Source organism: Paracoccus alkenifer (assembly GCF_900108405.1).
Lineage (GTDB): Bacteria > Pseudomonadota > Alphaproteobacteria > Rhodobacterales > Rhodobacteraceae > Paracoccus > Paracoccus alkenifer.
This window is the reverse complement of sequence record NZ_FNXG01000009.1, coordinates 17,420-28,641: the sequence shown is the minus strand read 5'-3', so window position 1 is coordinate 28,641 and position 11,222 is coordinate 17,420. Positions and strand designations below refer to the sequence as shown.

The following is an 11,222-nucleotide window of genomic DNA, read 5'->3' as shown; positions in this document are numbered from 1 at the left end:
GGCGCGGCAAACCGCTGGCGATCCGGGTCGATAACGGCCCGGAATACGTCAGTGCCACGCTGACAATCTGGGCCGAGAAGCAGGGCATCGCCCTGACCTACATCCAGCCCGGAAAGCCGCAGCAGAACGCCTATGTCGAGCGCTACAACCGGACGGTCCGGCACGAATGGCTCGACCTCTACATCTTTGAAACCATCGAGGAGGTGCAGCAGATCGCTACCGAATGGCTATGGACCTACAACAACGAACGCCCGAACATGGGCATCGGCGGCGTCACACCCGCCATGAAGCTGAAAATGGCCGCGTGAGTTCTACGGTCGCGCCCCGTTAAAACGGGGAGGATTACCGTGCCCTGCGCCGAAACCGCGCCGATGCTGCTCTGGGCGCTCTTGGCGTCAGGGCAGATCCAGATGCGCAAGGTCGATGGCTGGGAAACCCTTTCTCAGCCTCTCGTGCCGATGTCCCTTGACCTCGCGGCCTGAACCGCGCCGGGTTTGCCGGAGGCTCCAACTCCTGAGTAAGGTGGAGCATCATGAGCAAGACCACGAACAAGTTTTCCGCTGAAGTGCGCGAGCGCGCCGTGCGGCTGGTTCTCGACAACGAGGCCCAGCATCCGTCGCGCTGGCAGGCGGTGATGTCGATTGCGGCGAAGATCGGCTGCACACCGCAGACACTGAACGACTGGGTCAAGAAGGCCGAGGTCGACAGCGGTCGGCGCGCGGGCATTCCGACCGAGATGGCCGAGCGGATGAAGGCATTGGAACGCGAGAACCACGAGTTGCGCCAGGCGAACGAGATCCTGCGGAAGGCGTCGGCGTATTTTGCGATGGCGGAGCTCGACCGCCGGTCGAAGTGATGGTCGGGTTCATCGACGACCATCGAGGGGAACACGGGGTCGAGCCGATCTGCGACGTGCTGCAGATCGCCCCGTCCACCTACTACGATCATCTGGCGAAGCAGGCCGATCCGGCAAGGCGGTCGGATCGTGCCCGCCGGGACGAAGAACTGCGGCCCGAGATCCAGCGCGTCTTCGAAGACAACTGGAGCGTCTACGGCGTGCGCAAGGTCTGGCACCAGCTACGCCGCGAAGGGTTTGACGTGGCGCGCTGCACGGTCGCGAGGTTGATGAAGGACATGGGTATTCAGGGCATTATCCGAGGCAAGCCCCACAGGACGACGATCCCCGACAAGAAGCAGCCCTGCCCGATGGACAAGGTGAACCGCCAGTTCCGCGTGCCAGCGCCGAACATGCTGTGGGTGTCGGATTTCACCTATGTCGCAACCTGGAAGGGGTTCGCCTATGTCGCCTTCGTCATCGACGCCTATGCCCGCAAGATCGTCGGCTGGCGCGTCAGCACTTCCCCTCATGCCGGGTTCGTCCTCGATGCCCTGGAACAGGCTGTCCATGAGCGGCGCCCGGTCAAGGGGATGGGACTGGTTCACCACAGCGACCGCGGCAGCCAGTATCTGTCGATCAAATACACAGAGCGACTGGCCGAAGCGGGCATCGAGCCTTCAGTCGGCAGCGTCGGCGACAGCTACGACAACGCGCTGGCCGAGACGATCAACGGCCTGTTCAAGGCTGAGGTCATCCACCGCCGTGGCCCGTGGCGCAGCTTCGAGGCCGTCGAATACGCAACCCTCGAATGGGTCGACTGGTTCAACAACCGCCGCCTGCTGGAGCCGATCGGGAACATCCCGCCCGCAGAAGCCGAGGCCAACTTCTACGCAGCTGTGGAAACTGAACCCATGGCCGCGTAACTAACATCAATCAGCCTTCGGCAAAGCCGGCGCGGTTCAGCCTGACTGGAGCCAACGTTACATGCCCGGAGCCCGCTGCTCGGCAATTTCCACCACATTCGCGACACGACCCTTCGATGCTGTCGCCAGAGCTGTAGCAGAGTATCGCCTGCGCCCTCAGGCGAAATCCAGGCTGAAAGCAGCGTCGGCACCAGAACGTGCGCTAGCCAGCCGCAAAGTTGCGAAAGCGCCGCCCGCATCATCCTCCGTGCGCAAAGGCAAACAGCCCGGGCGGCGGCCGAAACCTGTGGTCGAGTTTCCAGATCCATTGGAGACAACCTGGGAGGAGCCCGGCAGCTTCGGGGCTGCACTGCGGCTGCATCGCAGCCGTGCCGAAGGGACCACGAGGTCGAGATCGCTGGCGGTCAGGTAGATCTCGGAGAGCACCGTCTCGTCCGCGTTCAGGATCGGCACGGGGATCGTGGTGATGCCCGGCAGCTCGCGCCCGCAGGCGGCGGTGGCCGGGCTGCCGACCTGTTCGGGGTAATAGTGGGCGAGGCTCATGCCAAGAACCGCAGCGATATTGGCCTTGAGGCCGGCGGGCAGGCTGTCGAGGAGCAGGATGACGGATTCGATTCCCATGGGTCAGTTGTCTTTGCAGGCGAAGATGGTCCAGAGCATCGGGATCGTGAGAAGGGCGACGTCGAGCGTCCTCAACCCGAGGAGGTCGGCGGCGACCTGTGTCGTCAGGCAAGCCTGGCCTTGTCTTCGACGACGAGTTCCGCCGCGCGATGGGTCGAAGACGCATCGCGGATCGTCATGTTCGGACGGGCGGCGAGATGGGCGATCAGGTGGAGCGGCGCGGCGTGGCTGGCAATCGTGATCTCTCTGCCGTCGAGAGCGGTGTCATCGCGCGCCGCGACGACGTAGGCCGGGGTATCCTTGAAGAGTGCCCTGATCGGATGAAGCACGTCCGAGATGTAGAAACGGTTGATGTTGGCATAAGCATTGGCGACAATGAGTGCGCTTTCGCCTGGTGCGGCCCGCACCGCATCAGCCGCCTCCTCGTAGGTCGGAAATCTCCGCCGGGTAATCCTGCGCGCAATGCCGCGCTGCTGCATAGGAACTGGTTCCGCTCGGTCCGAGCGGGGGGAGCTTGCAGCCTGCGTCGTCACTTCGAGAAAAGCATGACGGATAACCTCCGGCTGCGCCGCCTCCTGGCATATCAGGGCGAAGCAGTCAGCATGACACGCGCTTCGGCGTTTCCAGCTCAAGCCGATATTTCGCAACCGTGCGGCGCGAAAGGTGGATTCCCCGCGCCGCAAGCTCGTCGGCAAGACGGCCATCCGTGCAGCGCTGCCCCTGCGGCCAGTCGTCGATGATGCGTGCAAGGGTTCGCAAGACGCTTTCATGGTCGATGCCCGGGTTGCGGGAACTGATCGCGGGTCGCAGCAGCTCGCGCAGAGGCACGATCCCGCCGGGCGTTCGTATCACGACCCCGGCGATGGCGCGGCTGACGGTGCTTTTGCTGAGGCCCAGTTCCGCGCCGAGTCTGGTCATGGTCAGCGGACGGCGCGGGCCATGGCCCAGCAGCCAGGGTCCTTGGGCTTCCACCAGCGCCGTGCCGATCCGGAGCAGCGTCCGGGTGCGGTTTTCTACCGCCGCGACAAGGGCCTGGGCCGAGACATCCGCATCGTCCAGGGTCAGCCTGAGCATCGCGCCGGGCTTCAGCGTGCCCTGCGCCGTCAGTTCCAGTTCCGGCGGTGGGCCGTCGGGCGCGGCGATGCCCAGCGGCGCCCGCGTCAGGGAGCGGATCTCGGCGATCATGTCGCGCGCATCCTCGTGATCCGTGCCCAGGAAGGCGGCGATGGCCGAAAGAGAGCCCTCGGCGACCAGGTCCAGCCGGTCGAGCAGCCGGTCCATCCAAGGGTCCAGCCGGTTCCTGGCACGCAATTGCAGGCGGAAACATTCGGCCATATCGCGGGCAAAGAGGCCGGGCGCCTCGATCTGGTGCAGATGCGGCAGCAGGTTTTCCAGCACAGCGGGCGTGGTGGCCAGCCAGCCGGCGATCTCGGCCAGCGGATCGGCCAGCAAGCCCCGGTCGTCCAGGCAATGCACCAGATCCCGCGCGATCCGCAATTCCTCCGCCGGTAGGCGCAGCAGCCCGATCTGCGCGATCAGCCCGGCGCGCGGATCGTCGGGCTGCCGCACAAGATCGGGGTCGGCGCAGGTCAGCGCCGGATTGCGCGCCAGCTCAAGCCGGACCCGACGCCGCAGCCGCCCCGTGTCCATACGCAGCACGTCCAGAGACAGCTGCATCCGCTGGCTCAGCGCCAGTTTCCTGACCTGTTTCTGTGTCAGTTCCTGCCGCATCCGCCCCTCTGCCCGGCTGTTGCGCCGCAACTGTGGCGTGCCACAGCACCCCGCCGTCAAGCCATTGAAAACCATCAACCCTGTTTTTGGCACGGCTGTTGCTTGCACTATCAGCCCACATTCTCCAAGTAAGTCGCTGATTTCGCTGTCGTAATCGTGATATTTCGCATATAAATCATGGCGTTGACGGCTGCGAGGGGCGCGTTTCATGGATCACCTGGAGGGTGCGGGCTTGGCGCGGGGAGATCGGGTTGATTTCGACCGCCGTGTGCGTCTGGAGTTCCGTGGTGCGCAGATCAGTTCAGACGGTGGCCTGCTGGTGATGCGCGAGCTTGATGACGTGCTCGGCCTGTCCAATCTGGCGTCGGAGGCGCTGCGAGACAGCCGCACCGGGAAGAACACGCTCCATCGGCTTGACGGATTGTTCCGGCAATCGGTGTTCGGACGACTGGCCGGATACGAGGATGTGAACGATGCCGACCGCTTGGCCCTCGATCCCGTGATGCGTCAGGTCGTTGGCGGCAGGGCCGTCGAGGCGCAAGCTGCTTCGGCATCGCAGATGGGACGGTTCGAGACCGAGACGCTGGCTCTGGCCGCGAATCGGGCGGCGCTGGCCGATCTGAACGGCCAATGGATCGACCGGTTTCATGACCGCAACGGGTTGAAATACATCGTGCTGGACATGGACAGCTCGGTCAGCCCCACCCACGGCGATCAGGAAGGTGCTGCCTGGAACGGGCATTTCGACTGCACCTGCTATCACCCCATCTTCTTGTTCAACCAGTTTGGCATGCTGGAGCGCTGCGCCCTGCGTAACGGCAATGTCCACAGCGCCGATGGCTGGCGGGATGTCCTTGATCCCGTCATTGCCCGATATGCTGGCCGCGACCTTGGTGGACGCTTCTTCCGGGCCGACGCTGCCTACGCGATCCCCGCGATCTATATGCGGCTGGAAGAAGCCAGGTTCTTCTACGCCATCCGTCTGCCCGCCAACGCCGTCTTGCGCGAGAAGATCGCGCATCGGCTGACACGGCCCGTGGGACGGCCTTCGCTGACCAAGGTCAAACGGTTCTTCGAGGACTTCGAGTATCAGGCGGCGTCCTGGGACAAGCCGCGCCGCGTCATCGCCAAGATCGAATGGCATCCGGGCGAGCTGTTCCCCAAAGTCGGCTTCATCGTCACCAACCTGCCGATGGAGCCAGACTGGGTGGTGAGGTTCTACAACCAGCGCGGCACCGCAGAGCAGCACATCAAGGAAGGCAAATATGCCTTTCGCTGGACGCGGCTGTCATGCCGGAAGTTCCGGCACAACGAGGTGCGGCTGCAACTGCACGCGCTGGCCTACAACCTGGCAACCTTCCTGCGCTGCATCGAACTGCCCGAGGCCATGGCGGACTGGTCGTTGACCAGCCTGCAACTCAAGCTGATCAAGATCGGCGCCCGCGTCGTCCGCCACGCCCGCGCCATTACCTTCCAGTTGGCCGAGGTCGCCGTCACCGGCCCGATGGTGCGGGCCGTCCTTGCCGCCATCCGCCGTCTTCGAACGCCTCCGTCATGCGCATGACCACGATCCATGCCCAAGCTGAACGAAAGCGGCAGGACAGGTCCGTCTGCCGCGCGGAAAAGCGGCTCTGCCGGGCCAGAATGCTGCGGGTTCGAGGCTTGATCCACCCGACTTCGGCCGTTTGCGCGACGACAGACACCGCTCGGGGCGAAAAACGCTTGCCCAGCGAGCAAAATCAGGCGATCTTGAAGTCAAGCGGCAGGCCACTTGGGGAATGTCGGATCAGCGGGGAGGACGAACATGGTCAAGGTCGGCATCATCGCCAATCCGATTTCGGCCCGCGACATTCGCAGGGTGATTTCACATGCGGGCAACCTGCCCATCAACGACCGCGCCAATATCGTGCTGCGCATGATGACGGGGCTGGCGGCGGCCGGGGTGCAGGAGGTCGTGGTGATGCCGGAAAACGGCGGCATCCGCTTTCACCTGGAACGCAGCATCCGGCGCGAGGCACGGCTGGGCCACGCCAATTTTCCGCAGCTGCGCTACCTGGACATGCCCGTCACCGCCACGCCCGAGGACAGCGCCCGCGCCGCGCGCATGATGGCCGAGGACGGCGTGGGTGCCATCGTGGTGCTGGGCGGCGACGGCACCAACCGCGTCGTCGTGGGCGCCTGCGGCAAGGTGCCGGTGGCCGGCGTCTCGACCGGGACCAACAACGCCTTCCCGGAATTGCGCGAGCCGACGATCACCGGCCTGGCCGTCGGGCTGGCCACGACCGGCCAGGTGCCCCCGGACGTGGCGCTGTGCCCGAACAAATGGCTGGAGGTCACGCTGAACGACCGGCGCGAGATCGCGCTGGTGGACGTCGCCGTGGTCGAGGATCGTTTCGTCGGCGCCCGCGCCATCTGGAAGGCGGCGGGGTTTCGCGACCTGTTCGTGACCTTTGGCCTGCCGCAGGCCATCGGCATGTCGGCCATCGCCGGGCTCTGCGACCCGGTGGACCGCGTCACGCCCGAGGGCCGGCATGTCCGCCTGTCGCCCGACGCGCCGCGCCGGCTGCTTGCCCCCATCGCGCCCGGCCTGATCGACCGCGTCGGCATCGCCGGGGTCGCGCGCATGGCGCCGGGCCGGGCGCATGTGCCCTCGATCCCCGCCGGCTCGCTGGCCTTCGACGGCGAACGCGAGCTGACCTTCACCGAAAGCGACCAGGTCTCGGTGCGGCTGGTGCCCGACGCCTTCCGCACCATCGACGTGCCCGCCTGCATGGCCCATGCGGCCGCGACCGGGCTGTTCATCCGCAACCCAGACTGAACCATGAGGGAGGAGTTCATGTCCAATCCGTTTCCGCTGCCCAAGGAACGGCTGCTCGAAGCCTATCGCAAGATGCGCACCATCCGCGATTTCGAAGAGCGGCTGCATGTCGATTTCGCCCGCGGCGAGATCCCTGGTTTCGTCCACCTCTATGCCGGCGAAGAGGCGACGGCGGTGGGCATCATGATGCATCTGCACGACCGCGACCGCATCGCCTCGACCCATCGCGGCCATGGCCATTGCATCGCCAAGGGCGTCGACGTCAAGGCGATGATGGCCGAGATCTATGGCAAGGCCACCGGCTGCTGCGCCGGCAAGGGCGGCTCGATGCATATCGCCGACCTGTCGCTGGGGATGATGGGCGCGAACGGCATCCTGGGCGCAGGCGCCCCCCTGGTCTGCGGCGCGGCGCTGGCGGCGCAGAAGCTGGGCCATGACGGCGTCGGCATCACCTTCTTCGGCGACGGCGCCTCGAACCAGGGCACGGTGCTGGAAAGCATGAATCTGGCCGCGATCTGGAACCTGCCGGTGATCTTCGTGGTGGAAAACAACGGCTATGCCGAAGCGACCTCGGTCGATTACGCCACCGCCTCGGACAGCTACGTCGACCGGGCGACGGGCTTCGGCATGCCGGGGATCACCGTGGACGGCCTCGATTTCTTCGCCGTCCACGAGGCGGCGGGCGAGGTCATCAAGCGCGCCCGCGAAGGCGCCGGGCCGACGCTGCTGGAATGCAAGAACGTGCGCTTCTTCGGCCATTTCGAGGGCGACGCCCAGACCTACAAGGCGCCGGGCGAGAACGAATACAACCGCCAGCACAATGATTGCCTGAAGCTGTTTCGCCAGAAGGTGACCGAGGCCGGGGTGATCTCGGACGACGAGTTGAACGCCATCGACGCCGAGGTGGCTCAGCTGATCGACGAGGCCGTGGCCGAGGCCATCGCCGCGCCGCTGCCCGAGGCCGCGAAACTGACCGCCGACGTCTATGTGAGCTATTGAGGGAGGGACGGAACATGGCACGCATCATCAGCATGAAGGACGCGGTGAACGAGGCGCTGGATCAGGAGATGACCCGCGACCCCACCGTGATCATGATGGGCGAGGACATCGTCGGCGGCGCCGGCGCGCAGGGCGAGGACGACGCCTGGGGTGGCGTCCTGGGCGTCTCCAAGGGGCTTTACGCCAAGCATCCCAACCAGATGATCGACACGCCGCTGTCGGAAAGCGCCTATGTCGGCGCCGCCATCGGCGCGGCGACGGCAGGGCTGCGGCCGGTGGCGGAGCTGATGTTCGTCGATTTCATCGGCGTCTGCCTGGACCAGGTCTTCAACCAGGCGGCGAAGTTCCGCTACATGTTCGGCGGCAAGGCGGAAACGCCGGTGGTGATCCGGGCCATGTGCGGCGCGGGCTTTCGCGCCGCCGCCCAGCACAGCCAGATGCTGACGCCGCTGTTCACGCATATCCCCGGCCTCAAGGTCGTCTGCCCCTCGAACGCCTATGACTGCAAGGGGCTGCTGATCCAGGCGATCCGGGACAACGACCCGGTGATCTTCCTGGAGCACAAGAACCTTTACGGCAGCACGGCCGACGTGCCCGAGGAACCCTATGCAATCCCCTTCGGCGAAGCGAACATCGTCCGCGAGGGCGGCGACGCCACCATCGTCACCTATGGCCAGATGGTCGGCCGCTCGCTGGAAGCCGCCGAGCTGCTGAAGAAGGATGGCGTCGATGTCGAGGTGATCGACCTGCGCACGCTCTCGCCCATCGACATGGACACGGTGCTGGAAAGCGTCGAGGCGACCGGCCGGCTGGTCTGCGTCGACGAGGCGAACCCGCGCTGCTCGATCGCCGCCGACATCGCCGCCACCGTGGCGCAGGACGCCTTCGACGCGCTCAAGGCGGCCGTGCAGATGGTGACGCCGCCGCATGCGCCGGTGCCCTTCTCGCCCTCGCTCGAGGACAGCTACGTGCCCTCGGCCGAGCGCATTGCCGCGGCCGTCCGCAAGACGCTGGAGAACTGACATGGCAGACATCACCCCGATCCTGATGCCGAAATGGGGCCTGTCGATGCGCGAGGGCAAGCTGGCCGCCTGGCATGTGGCCGAGGGCGCCGAGATCAGCCCCGGCGACGAGATCATGGATGTCGAGACCGACAAGATCGCCAATGTGGTCGAGGCCGCCGACGGCGGCCTGCTGCGCCGCCGCGTCGGCATCGAGGGCGAGACCTATCCGGTGCGCGCGCTGCTGGCGGTGATGGCGCCGGAAGCGGTGCCGGACGCGGAAATCGACGCCTATGTCGCCGCCTATCAGGCCCCATCGGCCGGCGACGAGGACGAGGATGCCGGACCCTCCTATCAATATGCCGACCTGCCCATGGGCCGCATCCGCTATGCCGAGCGGCCGGGCGAGGGCGTGCCGCTGGTGCTGATCCACGGCTTCGGCGGCGATCTGGACAACTGGCTCTTCAACATCGACGCCCTGGCGGAAGCCGCGCCGGTCTATGCGCTGGACCTGCCCGGCCACGGCCAGTCGGTGAAATCGGCGCGGCCGGCGGGGCTCGACCTGATGGTGTCGACCGTCATCGCCTTCATGGATCACCTGGGCATCGGCCGGGCGCATCTGGCCGGCCATTCCATGGGCGGGCTGGTCGCCGGCACGCTGGCGGCCCGTCACCCGGCGCGCGCCGCCTCGGTCACGCTGATCTGCCCGGCCGGCCTGGGCGCCGAGATCAACGCCGATTACATCGACGGCTTCGTCCAGGCGACCGGGCGGCGCGATCTCAAGCCGGTGCTGGCGCATCTGTTCAAGGATCAGTCGCTGGTCAGCCGCGCGATGGTCGAGGACCTGCTGAAATACAAGCGCCTGGACGGGGTGCAGGAATTCCTGGCCGAACTCTCGGCCACCCTGTTCCGCGAGGGCCGGCAGGCGGAGCGTCTGGCCGAGGCGCTGGCCGCCTCGGGCGTCCCCGCCCAGGTGATCTGGGGCGAGGCCGATGCGATCATCCCCGCCGCCCATGCCGAAAGCCTGCAAGGCGCGTCCCGCCATGTCATCCCCGATGCCGGCCACATGGTGCAGATGGAGCAATCGGCCGAGGTCAACCGCCTGATCCGCGACTTCATCGCCTGACAGCCTGGCCGTCCCCACGGGGGCGGCCCTTTGCCATGGGAGGAGAGAGATGAGCAATTCCGTCGAAGGCCGCAGCATCATCGTCACCGGCGCGGGCCGCGGCATTGGCCGCTCCATCGCCGAGGGGCTGGCCAGGGCCGGCGCCCGGGTGGTGATCGCCGACATCGCCGCCGATACCGCCGAATCCACCGCCGCCGAGATCCGCGAGGCGGGCGGGCAGGCCATCGGCCTTGCCGTCGATGTGACCGACCGCGCCAGCACGCGCGACCTGATCGCCCGCACCGTCGCCGAACATGGCCGGCTGGACGCCATGTTCAACAATGCCGGCATCGCCCAGGTCCAGCCGTTCAACGACATCACCGAGGAGGACTGGCACCGCGTCATGGACGTGAACGCCATGGGCGTGCTGATCGGCATCCAGGAGGCGGCCAAGCAGTTCATCGCCCAGGGCGGCGGCGGCAAGATCGTCAACACCGCCTCGATCGCCGGCAAGCAGGGCTACGAGCCCTTGGCGCATTACTCGGCCAGCAAGTTCGCCGTGGTGGCGCTGACCCAGGCCGCCGCCCGCGCCTTTGGCAAGCACGGCATCTGCGTCAACGCCATCTGCCCCGGCGTGGTCGCGACCGACATGTGGAAGCTGATCGACAAGGGCTTCAAGGACGAGGGGCTGACCAGCCGCGACAACGAGGCATTCGAGGGCTTTTCCGCCGACATCCTGCTGGGCCGCCCCTCGCGCCCCGAGGATCTGGCCGGGGTCTCTATCTTCCTCGCCTCGGCCGGGTCGGACTACATGACCGGGCAAAGCCTGGTCGTCGACGGCGGCATGGTGCTGCTATGAGCGCGAAACAGGAACTGGCCGAGATGAACGCCCGCGCCGCCGCGCTCTACAAGGCCGACGGCAAGACCATGTCCGCATTCCGCGGCCTGATGGCCGCCGCGAACCGCGAGGGCAAGCTCGGCCCGGCGATGAAGGAGATGATCGCCCTTGCCGTGGCCATCGGGCGCGGCTGCGAGGATTGCATCATCTTCCACACCGCCGAGGCCAAGTCCCGTGGCGCCAGCCGCGACGAGTTCGTCGAGGTTCTGGCCATCGCCATCGAGATGTCCGGCGGGCCGGGCACGGTCTATGCCGCCAAGGCGCTGGCCGCCTATGACGAATTGTGAG

Annotated in this window: 12 protein-coding genes, 1 pseudogene and 1 other annotated feature; of the genes and pseudogenes, 10 read left to right on the top strand and 3 right to left on the bottom strand. The window is 66.2% G+C overall.

What is annotated here, in order from left to right; translation table 11 throughout:
- The 3 genes and pseudogenes from BLW83_RS14760 to BLW83_RS14755 form a co-directional block, all read left to right on the top strand.
- On the top strand, positions 1 to 308 hold a 308-nt coding region (locus tag BLW83_RS14760; protein WP_143042862.1), incomplete at its 5' end, for an integrase core domain-containing protein.
- Between the two features lie 39 nt (positions 309 to 347).
- Positions 348 to 482 (top strand): annotated as a pseudogene (locus tag BLW83_RS15575) (IS256 family transposase); the annotation flags it as partial.
- Positions 483 to 532: 50 nt separating this feature from the next.
- A protein-coding gene (locus tag BLW83_RS14755) for an IS3 family transposase (protein ID WP_090849074.1) occupies positions 533 to 1,761 on the top strand; the annotation gives its coding sequence in 2 pieces (ribosomal slippage) (positions 533 to 821 and positions 821 to 1,761; 1,230 coding nt in all).
- Positions 814 to 930 (top strand) — a sequence feature (AL1L pseudoknot). It overlaps the preceding gene by 117 nt.
- Positions 1,762 to 1,917: 156 nt before the next feature.
- Here BLW83_RS14755 and BLW83_RS14750 read toward each other — a convergent pair.
- From BLW83_RS14750 to BLW83_RS14740, 3 genes are all read right to left on the bottom strand, one after another.
- Positions 1,918 to 2,382, bottom strand: coding sequence for a DUF2000 family protein (locus tag BLW83_RS14750; RefSeq protein WP_090849072.1), 465 nt, complete (start codon positions 2,380 to 2,382; stop codon positions 1,918 to 1,920).
- A gap of 104 nt (positions 2,383 to 2,486) precedes the next feature.
- Positions 2,487 to 2,861, bottom strand: coding sequence for a hypothetical protein (locus tag BLW83_RS14745; protein ID WP_090849070.1), 375 nt, complete (start codon positions 2,859 to 2,861; stop codon positions 2,487 to 2,489).
- Between the two features lie 118 nt (positions 2,862 to 2,979).
- A complete protein-coding gene (locus BLW83_RS14740) occupies positions 2,980 to 4,113 on the bottom strand; it encodes an RNA polymerase factor sigma-54 (protein WP_245728913.1) in 1,134 nt (377 codons plus the stop codon).
- Between the two features lie 208 nt (positions 4,114 to 4,321).
- Here BLW83_RS14740 and BLW83_RS14735 point away from each other — a divergent pair, with 208 nt between their 5' ends.
- The 7 genes from BLW83_RS14735 to BLW83_RS14705 all read left to right on the top strand — a co-directional run bounded on the left by BLW83_RS14735 (position 4,322) and on the right by BLW83_RS14705 (position 11,221).
- Positions 4,322 to 5,677, top strand: coding sequence for an IS1380-like element ISPme1 family transposase (locus BLW83_RS14735; RefSeq protein ID WP_012112698.1), 1,356 nt, complete (start codon positions 4,322 to 4,324; stop codon positions 5,675 to 5,677).
- A 240-nt stretch (positions 5,678 to 5,917) separates the two neighbouring features.
- Positions 5,918 to 6,931 (top strand): ATP-NAD kinase family protein, encoded by a 1,014-nt coding sequence (locus tag BLW83_RS14730; protein ID WP_090849066.1) that lies wholly within the window; start codon positions 5,918 to 5,920, stop codon positions 6,929 to 6,931.
- 18 nt (positions 6,932 to 6,949) lie between these two features.
- Positions 6,950 to 7,930: a thiamine pyrophosphate-dependent dehydrogenase E1 component subunit alpha gene (locus BLW83_RS14725; protein WP_090849064.1), complete on the top strand. Its 981-nt coding sequence runs from the start codon at positions 6,950 to 6,952 to the stop codon at positions 7,928 to 7,930.
- A 14-nt stretch (positions 7,931 to 7,944) separates the two neighbouring features.
- Positions 7,945 to 8,952 carry an alpha-ketoacid dehydrogenase subunit beta gene (locus BLW83_RS14720; RefSeq protein WP_090849061.1) on the top strand — a complete coding sequence of 336 codons (1,008 nt, stop codon included), beginning with the start codon at positions 7,945 to 7,947 and terminating at the stop codon, positions 8,950 to 8,952.
- Between the two features lies 1 nt (position 8,953).
- Positions 8,954 to 10,057 carry an acetoin dehydrogenase dihydrolipoyllysine-residue acetyltransferase subunit gene (locus BLW83_RS14715; RefSeq protein ID WP_090849059.1) on the top strand — a complete coding sequence of 368 codons (1,104 nt, stop codon included), beginning with the start codon at positions 8,954 to 8,956 and terminating at the stop codon, positions 10,055 to 10,057.
- A 49-nt stretch (positions 10,058 to 10,106) separates the two neighbouring features.
- Complete coding sequence (locus BLW83_RS14710; protein WP_090849057.1) at positions 10,107 to 10,895, top strand: SDR family NAD(P)-dependent oxidoreductase; 789 nt, start codon at positions 10,107 to 10,109, stop codon at positions 10,893 to 10,895.
- Positions 10,892 to 11,221 carry a carboxymuconolactone decarboxylase family protein gene (locus tag BLW83_RS14705; protein WP_090849055.1) on the top strand — a complete coding sequence of 110 codons (330 nt, stop codon included), beginning with the start codon at positions 10,892 to 10,894 and terminating at the stop codon, positions 11,219 to 11,221. Before BLW83_RS14710 ends, BLW83_RS14705 begins: the two co-directional genes overlap by 4 nt.
- Position 11,222 lies beyond the last annotated feature (1 nt).